This window comes from Caulobacter sp. GW821-FHT10E02 (assembly GCF_059415225.1).
On sequence record NZ_JBWKMV010000001.1, the window covers coordinates 1,885,827 to 1,898,468 of the forward strand.

Genomic DNA, 12,642 nt, shown 5'->3' on the forward strand with positions numbered 1-12,642 from the left:
GAACAGGTCGCTCTTTTGAAGAAGCCGGGTGATAGCCGCCTCCCCGCATCGATGCAAGCACCGAATTTCAAAAAAGCAGCCCGGCTTGTGGCCGGGCTGTTGAAAGTCAGTGATGTGGGTCGCCCTCAAAAAGAAGACGCCGTGAACCTCGGACCTTATGGTTAATCAGGCCTTAATTCTTAACGTCCTGGCCATTTGGTCGCAGGCGCCGCACCCGGTCAGCCGGGGCGCTTGGGGATTTCCAGACCGCGCTGCACGGCCGGACGGGCTAGGCCCGCTTCCAGCCAGCGCGGCACGTGCTTCAGCGACGCCCAGTCGACCAGTTCGCCCGCCCCGTAGAAGCCGATGAGGTTGCGCACCCAGCCCAGGGTGGCGATGTCGGCGATGGTGTACTCGTCGCCCATGATCCAGGCGCGGGTGGCCAGGCGATCTTCCAGCACGCCCAGCAGGCGCTTGCTCTCGGCGACGTAGCGGTCGCGCGGACGCTTGTCCTCGTAGTCCTTGCCGGCGAAACGGTGGAAGAAGCCCAGCTGGCCGAACATCGGGCCGATGGCGGCCATCTGGAACATCACCCACTGCAGGGTCTGGTAGCGGGCGGCCGGATCGGCGGGCAGGAACTTGCCGGTCTTCTCGGCCAGATAGACCAGGATCGCGCCGCTCTCGAACAGGCCCAGCGGCTGGCCGCCCGGACCGTCGGGATCGATGATCGCCGGGATCTTGCCGTTCGGGTTCAGCGACAGATATTCCGGACCCCAGGTCTCGTTGGCGCCGATGTCGATGGTGTGCGGCTCGTAGGCCAGGCCGGTTTCCTCCAGCATGATCGAGACCTTCACCCCGTTGGGCGTCGGCAGCGAATAGAGCTGGATCCGGTCGGGATGCTGGGCCGGCCAGCGCTGGGTGATCGGGAAGGCGGATAGATCCGACATCGGAAACCTCGTTGATCGCGCTCGTAACGGCGCCGGTTGCATTTGGGAAACCACCCTCCTGTTTTCCAGGGTCGGGGGTTTTCCAAAGCAGACCCAAAACGAGGCCGCGACGGTTCGGCCCATTTGATCCGGACGCGAACATCGCTATCCGAGAGGATGAGAAACGCTCGGGGGGGCGACACCTTCATGACCACCGCAGACGATCACTGGCCCACGACCCTGGAACGCGTGGTCGGCGCGCTCGAATTCGAACGCGCCCCCACCGGCGCGACGGTCGCCAAGCCGCGTGGCGACATCAGCCAGCTGCCGGCCCTGGTGAACCTGGCTGTCCATGCGGCCATCCAGCTGGACAAGCGCGTCGCCGCCTCGGACCCCGCCGCTCCGGTCGACCGCAAGGCTATCCTGGCGCGCAAGGACATGGCCCGCGCCGTCATGGACGGTCAGTCGTCGATGTTCGTCACCGGCTACGCCACGGCCTATCGCCTGGAGCTGGCCCGGATCCTGTGGGCGGGCATCGCCGACGCCCCGCGCCGGCGATTGGAAGAGATGGCGCGCCCCTGGGCGCCCTAAGAGCTTACCAGGCGCCGATGTTCGGCATCGAGACCCAAGGCTCGGCCGGCGGCAGGTGGCCTTCCTGCAGCAGCTCGATCGAGATGCCGTCGGGCGAGCGGACAAAGGCCATGTGGCCGTCGCGCGGCGGACGGTTGATCGTCACGCCCATGTCCATCAGGCGCTGGCAGGCGGCGTAGATGTCGTCGACGCGATAGGCCAGGTGGCCGAAATTGCGGGCGCCGCCGTAGTCCTCGTCATCCCAGTTATAGGTCAGCTCGACCATCGGGCCGTCGCGGTCCTCGGCCAGCTCGACATCGCCGGGAGCCGCCAGGAAGACCAGGGTGAAACGCCCCTTCTCGCTCTCCTTGCGGCGCATTTCGCGCAAGCCGAGACCCTCGCAGAAGAACCGCAGCGAAGCGTCCAGATCGCGGACGCGGACCATGCTGTGCTGATAGCGCAAGATGAAGCTCCTCAGATAAATCCCGCTCGGTATAGACACCGGTCCCAGACGGGGAAATCCACTAAACGGGCTCGCGCTCGCGGGTCTGGCGACGCCACAGGGCGGCATACTCGCCGCCGGCCTCCAGCAGCACCTCGTGGCGGCCGCGCTCGACGATCTTGCCCCGGCGCAGGACCAAGATCTCGTCGGCGTCGGCGATGGTCGACAGGCGGTGGGCCACGACCAGGGTCGTACGCCCCGCCCTGGCCTTGCGCAGGGTCGCCTGGATCGCCGCCTCGGTGCGGCTGTCCAGCGCGCTGGTGGCCTCGTCCAGGATCAGCACGCGCGGCTCGGCCAGCAGCGCCCGGGCGATGCCGACCCGTTGGCGCTCGCCGCCGGAGAGCTTCAGGCCGCGCTCGCCGACCTTGGTGTCCATGCCCTCGGGCAGGTTGCGGATGAACTCGCCCAGCTCGGCGGCCTCGGCGGCGGCCCAGACCTCGGCCTCGCTGGCGCCGGGACGGGCGAAGGCGATGTTGGCGGCCAGGGTGTCGTTGAACAAGGCGACGTCCTGCGGGACCAGCGCCACCGCGCGGCGCAGCGAGGCCTGCTTGAGGTCGCGCAGGTCATGGCCGTCCAGGGTCACGCGGCCCTCCTGCGGGTCGATCATCCGCAAGGCCAGGCGCACCAGGGTGGTCTTGCCCGCGCCCGAGGGACCGACGATAGCCACGGTGGTCCCTGGCGCGACCGTCAGGGAGACGTCCGACAGGCCTTCCGATCGCGCGCCATGCCGGAACGAGACGCCTTCGAAGGCCACCGCCCCGCCGCGCTGGTCGGCGCAAGGCGGCAGGTCGCGGGCGTCCGGGGCGTCGGCGACATCGGCGGTCTGGCGGCGCAGCTCCAGCATCGCCTCCATGTCGATCAGCGACTGGCGGATCTCGCGATAGGCGAAGCCCAGGATGTTCAACGGGGCATAGAGGTTGATCAGGATCAGCACGGCGGCGGTGACGTCGCCGGGCCCGATCTTGCCGGACGCGGCCTGCGCGCCGGCCAGAACGGCCATGCCGCCCAGGCCCAGGCTCATCACCGCCGACTGGACGATGTTGAGCAGGTTGAGCGAGTTGGTGGCCTTGATCTGGGCCTCGCCATAGACGTCCAGCGCCTTGCCATAGCCGGCCACGGCCCGCGTCTCGCCGCCGAACGACTTGACGGTCTCGTAGTTCAGCAAGGCGTCGACGGCCCGGCCCGCGGCCTCGGCGTCGGCCTCGTTCAGCACCCGGCGATGGCCGATCCGCCAGTCCGAGATGGCGAAAGTGGCGTAGCCGTAGACGCCGACCGTCAGCAGGGCCACGGCGGCGAACCGCCAGTCATAGGCCTTGGCCAGGACGATGGCGGCCATGACCAGCTCGATGGCGGTCGGGGCGACGTTGAAGACCAGGCCCCGCAGCAGGAAGTCCATCGACCGCGCGCCACGATCGATGGTCCGCGACAGGGCGCCGGTCCGCTTGGACTGGTGGAAGTCGATCGACAGCGACAGGGCGTGGGAGAAGGTCTCGACCGCCGCCCGGTTCTGGGCGGCCTGGGCCACCGGCGTGAACACCGCGTCGCGCGCCTGGGGCGCGGCGGCGGAGATGAAGCGGATCAAGGCCCAGCCCGCCGCCAGGCCGGCGAAGGCCCAGGTCACGGCGGTGACAGCGCTCTGCCCCGCCGACAGCTGGTTGACCGCCTTGCCCAGCATCAGCGGGGCCAGCACGCCCAGCGCCTTGCCGGCCAGGGTCAGCAGCAGGGCGACGGTGACCCGCCACTTCAGGCCGGGAGCCTCCGAGCGCAGCACCAGACTCACGAGGTCGCCCATGGCCCGCCAGAAGCGGACCGGCTGGTCGGCCTGCGCGATCGCGCCCGAGACAGCTGTGCGACCGGCCGAGGGCGGCCCGCCCATGCCCCTCACTGCGCGCTCCCGATCAGGTAGGTCGTCTGGATGCCGCCGCCGGGGGTCAGCCAGTCCACGCGCCAGCCGGCGGCCGTGCGGTCGGCGCGGACGGGACCGTAGACCAGAGGCGCGGCTCGCGAGACGGCCACGGCGATGGCGGTTTCGCCGCCCTCCCCGGCCGCCTGGATGTCGTGGACGCCCGGCGCCAACGCGTCGGTCAGCGAGATGTTGAATCGGCCCTCGTCATCGGTGCGGCCGCCGCCCCGGGTGACGCGGTCGACGCGGACATTCAGGCCCGCGCCGGGCGTCGCCACGCCGGAGACCACCGCTCCGCCCTCGCGGTCGACATCGATGGTCAGGATGCGCGGCGCGCTGGACTCGGGCGCCAGGCGACGCGCGCCCGCCCCGGCCCGCAGCAGCGCGACCTCGCCGCCGTCGGCGACCATCACATAGCCCTCGGCCTGGACGGTGCGGCCGTCCAGCGTCGACGACAGGCCGAACAGCCGCACGCCGGGCGCGTTGGGCACGGTGACGTTCCACTGACCCAGGCCATCGACCTTGGCCATCATCACCTCGCCCGTGGGCGAGCCCAGGCGCAGGTCGGCGTCCGGAGAGGCCTGACCCGAGATGACGATGCCGTTGGCGGCGTGGCGAGCGCTCAACAGGGTCGGCGGCCCCAGATAGCCGGCCTCGGCGCTGTCGGGCTTGGCGGCCGCCGAGGCGTTGGGCGTCGGCGCGCCGGGCTCGCAGGCGGCCAGCAGCACGGCGGCGAAGCCCATCGCGAGGACCGGCGGCTTGAAAGCCCTGGAGCGAATCCTGATCATTAGGCCTCAAATAGGAACGGGCGCGCGAAACCGCGCGCCTTTTTTGTGGAGTGGACGACGATGCCCAACGAGTCTAGCCGCCTGGGGTCCGTCTGCGTCTACTGCGGATCCTCCAACGACGCCGATCCCCGCTACATCGCCGACGCCTTCACGATCGGCGAGAGCTTCGCCCGCGCGAACCTGAAGCTGATCTATGGCGGCGGCGGCGTGGGCCTGATGGGCGCCACCGCGCGCGGCGCGCACTCGGCCGGCGGCGCGGTGCTGGGCATCATCCCGACCTTCCTGCGCGGCCGCGAGCAGCCGTTCGACGACGTCGAGACCGTGGTCGTCGACAACATGCACGAGCGCAAGATGATGATGTACGAGCGGGCGGATTCGTTCGTCGTGCTGCCCGGCGGCATAGGCACGCTGGAAGAGATCGTGGAATTGTTATCTTGGCGCCGTTTAGATCTTCACCAGAAGCCGATTGTGTTCCATAACCCCGGCGGTTTCTGGGACCCGTTCTTCGCGCTGATCCATCACACGATCGAAGCGCGCCTGACCCCGCCCACCCTGGTCGACGCCTGGCGCTCGGTCGAGCGGGCCGAGGACGTCACCCCCGCCCTGCTCGGCTGGGACGAAGAAATCTACCAATCGGGCGCGCCGGCCACGCTTCGGCCATTGACTTAGTTTTCAAAAGCAACGCACTATGCCCCTGAGTTCACCGTTCGTCGAACGGCGCGTGCTCATGCGTCGGAACTCCCATCCGGCGCGGGGATAGGAGACCAAGGATATGCGTACCGCTGTTTTCGCGGGCCTGACGGCTTGCGCCCTGATGTTCGCCGGTTCGGCCAACGCCGCCGACACCCAAAGCGCTTCCCTGAAGCTGAAGTCCGCCGCGACCACCGAGCAGTTCATCCACGAAGGCTCGGTCTGGCGCTGCAAGGACGACGCCTGCACGTCGCTGACCGTGCCGTCGCTGCCGATCGCCCGCGCCTGCCGCCGGATCGCGGGTCAGGTGGGCGAGTTGACCGCCTTCAACTACCGCGGCAAGTCGCTGGACGAAGCCGGCCTCGCCGACTGCAACACGGCCGCCAAGAAGAGCTGAGGCTCTTTCGGGGCTTAAAAAGCAAAGGCCTCCGCCAGCAGTGGCGGAGGCCTTTTTCTTGAGGGTGTGGGACCCTGACGCGGTTACTTCCGTCCGGACTTCGTGGACGGCGACTTGGGCGGCTTCGAGCTTGGCCGACCTCCCACCAGCATGCCGCCCATCAGGGCGAACGAGAACATGGCGTGGTTCATCTTCGATACATTCATGGCGGCGTCTCCCAGACATAGCCGTTAGGACCAGGAGACGCGCGCGGCTTACAGGGGCTCTCACCCTCCTAGTCGTCAGCGCGTCGACACCTAAGATGGCCCCAATAGCCGCGTTCGCAAGCGATTTTTGTCCGTATAAGGAGCATATCAGCCTGCGGACAAATCCGATCCGCGCACTTTCAATTCAATCCGTACACGCCTCTATTTTCGACCTCTGCCTTATGCGCAAAGCCTTTGCGGACAAGGGTTAACGCCAGACGGCGCTTCCAGCACGAGTCGAGGGTCACGATGGTCGCCGAACAAAAAAATCGCCCGCGTCGGCATGACGCAGGCGATTTCCTCTGGGTTCGGTCGATATTCCGTGGGCGTCACCGCCCCGGAGGTTACGCCGCAGCGTCGAACGACAGCGACTCGTAGCGCTTCAGGTGGTGATCGACCGAGCCGAACAGGCCCTCGATCAGGCTGGCGCGCTTGAAATAGTGGCCGATGGCCAGCTCGTCGGTCATGCCCATGCCGCCGTGGATCTGGATGGCGTTCTGGCCCACGAACTTGCAGGCCCGGCCGATGCGGACCTTCATGGCCGAGGCGGCCTTGGCGCGCTCGGCGGCGGCCTCGTCGACCTTGATGGTGGCCATGTAGGTCATCGACACCGACTGCTCGACCTCGATGAACATGTCGACCATCCGGTGCTGCAGCACCTGGAAGTTGGCGATCGAGGTGCCGAACTGCTTGCGCTGCTTGGCGTAGTCCAGCGTGCCTTCGTGCAGCTTGCGCAGCACGCCCACGGCCTCGGCGCCGACGGCCACGGTGGCCTCGTCGATCACCTGGTTCACGAGATTCAGGCCGTCTTCCGAGATCAGGGCGTCAGCCGGGACCGAGACGTTCTCGAAATAGACTTCCGAGGCGCGTCCGCCGTCGACGGTCGGGTAGTCGCGGGTGACGACGCCCGGCAGGCTCTTGTCGATCAGGAACACGCCCACGCCGCCGGCGTCGCGCTGGGCGCCGCCCGTGCGGGCCGTGACGATCAGGTGCGAGGCGAACGGCGCGCCGACCACCACGGCCTTGTGACCGTTCAGGACCCAGCCCGAGCCATCCTTCTTGGCCGTCGTCTTCAGATCCTGCCAGGTGTAGCGGCCCTGCGGTTCGGCATAGGCGAAGGCGACCGTGGTCGTGCCACCGACGATGCCCTCGATCACCGAGGCCGCGCCCGCATAACCCGAGTGCTTCATGAAGCCGCCGCCGATGACGACCGTGCCCAGATAGGGCTCGATGACCAGCGCCTTACCGAACTCCTCCATGATGATCATGTTGTCGATGGCGCCGCCGCCCAGGCCGCCCAGCTCCTCGCTGAACGAGGCGCCCAGGATGCCCAGCTCCTCGGCGAAGGCCTTCCAGTAGTCGGCGCGCCAGCCGGCGTCCGAGCTGACGATCTTGCGGCGGGTCTCGAAGTCGTACTTGTCCTGCAGGAAGCTCGCGACCGTGTCGCGGACCATCGACTGCTCTTCGGTGAAGTTGAAATCCATCCCTGGGTTTCCGTTCTTCTGTCGCCCAGCATCAAGGCTAGGTCGTTGAAATCATGAGAGAGCGAAGGTCCGGGCCGTTCGACGGCCCGGACAGAAGTCGCAAGTGCTAGAGCCCCAGCACCATCTTGGCGATGATGTTGCGCTGGATCTCGTTGGAGCCGCCGTAGATCGACGTCTTGCGGACGTTGAAATAGGTCGGCGCGGCGCGGTGGGCGAAGTCGGGGCCAATCGGATGGGCATTGTCGCCGTCCTTCGGGAAGCCGCGGAAGTACGGCGCGCCGTAGTGGCCAGCCGCTTCCAGCACGAGTTCGGTGATCCGTTGCTGGATCTCGGTGCCCTTGATCTTCAGGACGCTGGATTCCGGACCGGGACCCTTGCCGGCGGCTTCACCCGCCAGGGTGCGCAGCTCGGTATATTCCAGGGCGGTCAGGTCGATCTCCAGTTCGGCGACCTTGCGCTTGAACATCGGATCCTTGATCAGCGCGTCACCGTCGTCCGACAGCTCGACCGCGGCGATCTGGCGGATGCGCTCGATGCCGCGCTTGGAGCGCGCCACGCCGGCAATGCCGCTACGCTCGTGGGCCAGCAGGAACTTGGCGCAGGTCCAGCCCTTGTTCTCATCGTAGATGCGGTTCTCGACCGGCACCTTGACGTTCTCGAGCCAGACCTCGTTGACCTCGTGCTCACCGCCCAGGGTGATGATCGGACGCACGGTAACGCCCGGCGACTTCATGTCGATCAGCAGGAACGAGATGCCTTCCTGGATCTTGGCGGTCGGGTCGGTGCGGACCAGACAGAAGATCCAGTCGCCGTGCTGAGCCAGGGTGGTCCAGGTCTTCTGGCCGTTGACCAGGTAGTATTCCTTGCCGTCGTCGCCGGTGAAGCGCTCGGCCTTGGTCTTCAGGCTGGCCAGGTCGGACCCCGCGCCAGGCTCGCTGTAACCCTGCGACCACCAGATGTCGCCCGACAGGGTCGGCGGCAGGAAGCGTTCCTTCTGCTCGGGAGTCCCGAAGGTGTAGATCACCGGGCCGACCATGTTGATGCCGAACGGCAGGATCGGCACGCAGTCGGCGCGCGCGGTCTCTTCCGACCAGATGTAGCGCTGCACCGAGGTCCAGCCCGGACCGCCGAACTTCTCCGGCCAGGCGGGGGCGACCCAGCCCTTCTTGGCGAGGGTGCGGTGCCAGGAGAGGAAATCCTCCTTGGCCATCTCCTCGCCCTCTTCCTGCTTCTCCCGCAGGCCCGCCGGATAGTTCTCGGCGATGAAGGCGCGAACCTCGTCGCGGAAGGCGAGGTCCTCGGGCGAGAAGTCCAGATTCATGGCGGGCTCCCGTTCAATCGGCCCCTCTAAGGGAGGCCCTTATTGCGTTTCAGGCGCCACGATAGATGTCGAACGAACGTTTGGAAAGATGACGTTAGCGTCAACGGAAGCGAATGTTATCCGCGTTCACTTACACCACCCGAAATCCGCCTAGCGGACCTCGCAGGCCAGCTTGACGAGCGCCAGGGCCGAGGCGCCGCCAACCCCTTCCTCGTCCAGGGTATCGAGCGCCAGAAGCGGACGCTTGTCGAGGATTTCGAGCAGCCGAGCGTGGCCCTTGGCCGGGCTGACATGGGCGGCCAGGCAATGGTCGATGGCGGACGGCTCGACGGCGCGCAGCACGGCGGCGGCGGCGCAGGCGGCGTAGCCGTCCAGCAGCACCGGCACCTTCTGGACGCGGGCGGCCAGCAGCGCGCCGACCACAGCGGCGGTCTCGCGGCCGCCCAGCTGGCGCAGGATCTCCAGCGGGTCGTCGCCCATGCCCTCGGCCTTGGCGCGGGCGACGGCGGCGGCCACCGGCTCGGGATCATCGGACCAGTCCGAGGCCTCGCCGCCGAACAGGGCCAGACACACGGCGGCGGCCGTGCGGGCAGCCTCGGCGACGATGACGCCGGGAATCAGCAAGTCGGGCTGCTTGGCCAGGGCCTCCATGCCGAAGGCCATGGTGGCGGCGGCTTCCTTCTCGCTCATCGACGGCTTGTCGAAAGCGGGCGACGGCCGGTCGATGGCTAGGTCGAAGGCCTCCAGCCCCGCGCCCTGCACGCCTGCCAGGCGCGAGACGGTGGCCCCGCCCGAGGCGATGGCCTCCAGGCGGTCACGGGCATAGCCGCGCGGCCCGACTCCCTGGCGCGCGCCGGCATAGAGCGCCACCACCGGGCGATTGACGGTCGGCGGGGTCTTGCCGCTCCACGCGGTCAGCCAGGCGGAGATCTCGGCCAGGCGTCCGCCCTGCTCCAGCGTCGGAGACGGTCCCGGCGCGGGCGGCGAGACGGCGAGCTGGCGGATGTCGGCGAAGGGAGAAGCGGTCATGGGCGGGGACTTAAACCCGTCCGCGCTCAAAGCAACCCCTAGAGCCCACGCTTGCGCGCCGCCGCGCGAGCTACGATGTTCGGAACAATGAGCACGCCCACCGCCCCGCCCCGCCCGATCGTCACGCCCTGCGTGAAGGTCTGCGCGGTCGACGGCGCCAGCGGCTATTGCCTGGGCTGCCGCCGGACCCTGCCGGAGATCGCCGGCTGGGCGAAGCTCTCGGACGCAGAAAGGGCGGCCATCATGACCGCCCTCCCCGACCGTCCGGATCCGATGATCGCCCTGATGGCGGCCACCCAGACCCGGTCTTGAAGTCTTAGCGCGCGGCTTGAGCCGAGCCGATGTACGGCGCGCAGATCTGGTCGCGCTCGGCGATCAGCTTCAGCTTGCTGTTGCCGTCAGCCGAGTCCGCCTTCTTGCGAGCGTTGTTCATCTTGGTGACGGCCTCGATGCGGGTCGATTGCTTCTGCTCGGCGGCCGCGCCGCGCAGGAAGGCGTCGACGGCCGTGGTGTCCAGCTTGCCCAGGTTTTCCGAGGCGGCCAGGGCGCTGCAGCGCGAGGCTTCGACGAATTGCTTGTCGGACGCGCCGGCGTGAGCAACGCCAGCGATGGAGCCTGCGGCGACGAGCGCGATAAGGACGGTTTTCATGGCGTGATCCCTCTAAAGCCACTTGTTCTATGGCCGAGAGAGATACCGCTGAGCGAAAGCTTTCCGAAGTTAATTCCAAGACATGAAAAGCATTACGCAGACGTAATGTTTAATATTAAACTCCTGTAATGCGAACAACGTTCAGTACAGATCTATACTTGTTATGATATTGGTAACCATGACGTGAAAATCGCCTTGCCGATTCACGCCTTGAAAACGCCTGCCCGCTAATGATTTAGGCAACGGACGCAGAAGCGGCCGAGATGGCAGGGTGTCTTTATGTTGAGGTTCGCGGCGATAGCCTTCGTGGGGGCCCTCTCGGCGGTGGGCGCGGCCAAGGCCGTCGTCTCCCTCGACGATCTGCGCCGTCCGGAGCTGCGCGCCCCCTCGGCCGCGGCGGCCACGCTCGGCGGCGAAGGCGGCGCGGCCCAACTGACCAAGGACCGCGACGGCCACTTCTGGGCCCAGGGCAATGTCGACGGCAAGGCGGTGCGCTTCCTGGTCGACACCGGCGCCACCGCTGTCTCGCTCAGCATGGCCGACGCCCAGCGCCTGGGCATCGACACCAGCAAGCTGAACTACGACTACAACGTCATCACCGCCGACGGCCGCACCCGCGCCGCCTCGGTCAAGCTGGCCAGCGTCGCCATCGCCGGCGCCCGCGTGCGTGACGTCGACGCCTTGGTCATCGAGAAGGGCCTCGAGAACTCGCTGCTGGGCATGAGCTATCTGGGCCGCCTGTCGCGCTTCGAAGCGACGCCGACCTCACTGATCCTGCACCCATAAGAACTAGGCGGCCGGAACTTCCGACCGCTCTTCGCGCGCCGCCAAGGCCGCGCGCACGGCGTCCAGCGCCCGATCCACCACATCCAGGCCCGCGCCGGCCTTGACGCCCTCGACCGTCAGGATGCGCCGCCACGCCCGCGCGCCCGGCAGGCCGTGGAACAGACCCAGCATGTGCCGGCTCATGGCCGCCAGGTGCACGCCCGCCGCCAGCTCGCGCGCCAGATAGGGCTTGTAGCGCTCGACCGCCTCGAAGCTGTCGACATCGGCCACGTCCAGGCCGAACACCCGCCGGTCGACCTCTCCCAGCAGCCCGGCCTCGTGATAAGCCGCGCGGCCGAGCATCACTCCGTCGACACCCTGGGCCAGATGCTCCAGCGCCGCATCGATGCCGGGCACGCCGCCATTGATGGCGATGATCAGGTTCGGCCGCTCGCGCTTCAGCCGATAGACCAGTTCATAGTCCAGCGGCGGGATGTCCCGGTTCTCCTTGGGCGACAGGCCCTTCAGCCAGGCCTTGCGGGCGTGGACGACGAAGCTCTCGATCCCCGCCGCGGCGCTTCGATCGACCAGGGCGAACAGCGCCTCTTCCGGATCCTGGTCGTCGACCCCGATCCGGCACTTCACCGTCGCGGGAACCTTCACCGCATCCTTGATGGCGGCCATGCACTCGGCCACTAGGTCCGGCTCGCGCATCAGACAGGCCCCGAACCGGCCGCTCTGCACCCGATCCGACGGGCAGCCGACGTTCAGATTGACCTCGTCATAGCCATAGTCCTCGGCGATCCGCGCCGCCTGCGCCAGCTCCGCCGGATCCGACCCGCCCAGTTGCAGCGCCACCGGATGCTGCCCCGGGTCATAGCCCAGCAGCTTCTCCCGATCGCCATGCACCACCGCCCCGCTGGTCACCATCTCGGTATAGAGCAGCGCGCGAGACGACAGCACCCGATGCAGCGACCGGCAATGCCGATCGGTCCAGTCCATCATGGGGGCGATGGAAAATCTATGTGGTTGGAATTGTTTCATTTTTAGACTGAATTCAAAATCTTAGAACGTGTCCAATTTCGTCCTTTGCACGCCCTAGCACGACACTTTTCGCCGCCCTACGACTTTGTCACTGAACACGGCGAGCTTGTCGCCAGTTGCGGGCGTTGCCCCCTACCGGAATCCTGTGCTCGGCGGCGCCGATGATGGGGCAGATCAAATAAGTCCTATAGCACAGCTTGTGCTTCACCATCACGTCGCGCCAAAGTCATTGGTGGTCGCTCGCCTCGCCACACCTAAGGCTGTCGACAAAACGAGCCTCCGCCAGAGATCTAAGATTACGTGGAAAGCTTAGCCTTGCGAACTCTTCATATCTCGAAGCGCGGATCCCC

Annotated in this window: 15 protein-coding genes; 5 read left to right on the forward strand and 10 right to left on the reverse strand. The window is 67.2% G+C overall.

The annotated features are described in order from the left end of the window. Positions 1-218 precede the first annotated feature (218 nt). The gene (locus AC07NI_RS08360; protein ID WP_494617743.1) at positions 219-926 is read right to left on the reverse strand and encodes a glutathione S-transferase N-terminal domain-containing protein; all 708 of its coding nucleotides are present in this window, start codon (positions 924-926) and stop codon (positions 219-221) included. A gap of 186 nt (positions 927-1,112) precedes the next feature. On the opposite strand from AC07NI_RS08360, the gene AC07NI_RS08365 reads away from it, so the two are divergent. Continuing rightward, positions 1,113-1,496 carry a hypothetical protein gene (locus AC07NI_RS08365; RefSeq protein WP_494617744.1) on the forward strand — a complete coding sequence of 128 codons (384 nt, stop codon included), beginning with the start codon at positions 1,113-1,115 and terminating at the stop codon, positions 1,494-1,496. Positions 1,497-1,500: 4 nt separating this feature from the next. On the opposite strand, the gene AC07NI_RS08370 is transcribed toward AC07NI_RS08365, so the two are convergent. The 3 genes from AC07NI_RS08370 to AC07NI_RS08380 form a co-directional block, all read right to left on the reverse strand. Further along, positions 1,501-1,938 (reverse strand): VOC family protein, encoded by a 438-nt coding sequence (locus AC07NI_RS08370; protein WP_494617745.1) that lies wholly within the window; start codon positions 1,936-1,938, stop codon positions 1,501-1,503. Positions 1,939-1,999: 61 nt separating this feature from the next. Continuing rightward, positions 2,000-3,928 carry an ABCB family ABC transporter ATP-binding protein/permease gene (locus tag AC07NI_RS08375; RefSeq protein ID WP_494618315.1) on the reverse strand — a complete coding sequence of 643 codons (1,929 nt, stop codon included), beginning with the start codon at positions 3,926-3,928 and terminating at the stop codon, positions 2,000-2,002. After that, positions 3,859-4,668, reverse strand: a complete 810-nt coding sequence (locus AC07NI_RS08380) for a hypothetical protein (protein WP_494617746.1) — start codon at positions 4,666-4,668, stop codon at positions 3,859-3,861. Before AC07NI_RS08380 ends, AC07NI_RS08375 begins: the two co-directional genes overlap by 70 nt. Before the next feature lie 60 nt (positions 4,669-4,728). On the opposite strand from AC07NI_RS08380, the gene AC07NI_RS08385 reads away from it, so the two are divergent. Continuing rightward, a complete protein-coding gene (locus tag AC07NI_RS08385; protein WP_494617747.1) occupies positions 4,729-5,337 on the forward strand; it encodes an LOG family protein in 609 nt (202 codons plus the stop codon). Positions 5,338-5,440: 103 nt separating this feature from the next. Continuing rightward, positions 5,441-5,755, forward strand: coding sequence for a CC_3452 family protein (locus AC07NI_RS08390; RefSeq protein ID WP_494617748.1), 315 nt, complete (start codon positions 5,441-5,443; stop codon positions 5,753-5,755). A gap of 83 nt (positions 5,756-5,838) precedes the next feature. Here AC07NI_RS08390 and AC07NI_RS08395 read toward each other — a convergent pair whose 3' ends face one another. The 4 genes from AC07NI_RS08395 to AC07NI_RS08410 form a co-directional block, all read right to left on the reverse strand. Continuing rightward, positions 5,839-5,976 (reverse strand): hypothetical protein, encoded by a 138-nt coding sequence (locus AC07NI_RS08395; RefSeq protein ID WP_143324462.1) that lies wholly within the window; start codon positions 5,974-5,976, stop codon positions 5,839-5,841. Positions 5,977-6,344: 368 nt separating this feature from the next. Beyond that, positions 6,345-7,484: an acyl-CoA dehydrogenase family protein gene (locus tag AC07NI_RS08400; RefSeq protein WP_494617749.1), complete on the reverse strand. Its 1,140-nt coding sequence runs from the start codon at positions 7,482-7,484 to the stop codon at positions 6,345-6,347. A gap of 106 nt (positions 7,485-7,590) precedes the next feature. After that, positions 7,591-8,805 (reverse strand): acyl-CoA dehydrogenase family protein, encoded by a 1,215-nt coding sequence (locus AC07NI_RS08405; protein ID WP_494617750.1) that lies wholly within the window; start codon positions 8,803-8,805, stop codon positions 7,591-7,593. 150 nt (positions 8,806-8,955) lie between these two features. Beyond that, positions 8,956-9,834: a nicotinate-nucleotide--dimethylbenzimidazole phosphoribosyltransferase gene (locus AC07NI_RS08410; RefSeq protein WP_494617751.1), complete on the reverse strand. Its 879-nt coding sequence runs from the start codon at positions 9,832-9,834 to the stop codon at positions 8,956-8,958. A gap of 87 nt (positions 9,835-9,921) precedes the next feature. Here AC07NI_RS08410 and AC07NI_RS08415 point away from each other — a divergent pair, with 87 nt between their 5' ends. Continuing rightward, the gene (locus AC07NI_RS08415; protein ID WP_494617752.1) at positions 9,922-10,146 is read left to right on the forward strand and encodes a DUF1289 domain-containing protein; all 225 of its coding nucleotides are present in this window, start codon (positions 9,922-9,924) and stop codon (positions 10,144-10,146) included. 4 nt (positions 10,147-10,150) lie between these two features. On the opposite strand, the gene AC07NI_RS08420 is transcribed toward AC07NI_RS08415, so the two are convergent. Further along, entirely contained in the window at positions 10,151-10,483 is a 333-nt protein-coding gene (locus AC07NI_RS08420; RefSeq protein WP_494617753.1) for a hypothetical protein, read from the reverse strand. A gap of 279 nt (positions 10,484-10,762) precedes the next feature. Here AC07NI_RS08420 and AC07NI_RS08425 point away from each other — a divergent pair, with 279 nt between their 5' ends. Further along, positions 10,763-11,269, forward strand: a complete 507-nt coding sequence (locus AC07NI_RS08425) for a TIGR02281 family clan AA aspartic protease (protein WP_494617754.1) — start codon at positions 10,763-10,765, stop codon at positions 11,267-11,269. A gap of 3 nt (positions 11,270-11,272) precedes the next feature. Here AC07NI_RS08425 and dusA read toward each other — a convergent pair whose 3' ends face one another. Beyond that, on the reverse strand, positions 11,273-12,292 hold the full coding sequence (gene dusA / locus AC07NI_RS08430; RefSeq protein ID WP_494617755.1) for a tRNA dihydrouridine(20/20a) synthase DusA: 1,020 nt from the start codon (positions 12,290-12,292) through the stop codon (positions 11,273-11,275). Between the last annotated feature and the right edge of the window lie 350 nt (positions 12,293-12,642).

Coding starts and splice junctions, on each gene's coding strand:
- AC07NI_RS08360 (WP_494617743.1), bottom strand. CDS start 926: ATGTCGGATCTATCCGCCTTCCCGATCACCCAGCGCTGGCCGGCCCAG.
- AC07NI_RS08365 (WP_494617744.1), top strand. CDS start 1,113: ATGACCACCGCAGACGATCACTGGCCCACGACCCTGGAACGCGTGGTC.
- AC07NI_RS08380 (WP_494617746.1), bottom strand. CDS start 4,668: ATGATCAGGATTCGCTCCAGGGCTTTCAAGCCGCCGGTCCTCGCGATG.
- AC07NI_RS08385 (WP_494617747.1), top strand. CDS start 4,729: ATGCCCAACGAGTCTAGCCGCCTGGGGTCCGTCTGCGTCTACTGCGGA.
- AC07NI_RS08390 (WP_494617748.1), top strand. CDS start 5,441: ATGCGTACCGCTGTTTTCGCGGGCCTGACGGCTTGCGCCCTGATGTTC.
- AC07NI_RS08400 (WP_494617749.1), bottom strand. CDS start 7,484: ATGGATTTCAACTTCACCGAAGAGCAGTCGATGGTCCGCGACACGGTC.
- AC07NI_RS08405 (WP_494617750.1), bottom strand. CDS start 8,805: ATGAATCTGGACTTCTCGCCCGAGGACCTCGCCTTCCGCGACGAGGTT.
- AC07NI_RS08410 (WP_494617751.1), bottom strand. CDS start 9,834: ATGACCGCTTCTCCCTTCGCCGACATCCGCCAGCTCGCCGTCTCGCCG.
- AC07NI_RS08415 (WP_494617752.1), top strand. CDS start 9,922: ATGAGCACGCCCACCGCCCCGCCCCGCCCGATCGTCACGCCCTGCGTG.
- AC07NI_RS08420 (WP_494617753.1), bottom strand. CDS start 10,483: ATGAAAACCGTCCTTATCGCGCTCGTCGCCGCAGGCTCCATCGCTGGC.
- AC07NI_RS08425 (WP_494617754.1), top strand. CDS start 10,763: ATGTTGAGGTTCGCGGCGATAGCCTTCGTGGGGGCCCTCTCGGCGGTG.
- dusA (WP_494617755.1), bottom strand. CDS start 12,292: ATGAAACAATTCCAACCACATAGATTTTCCATCGCCCCCATGATGGAC.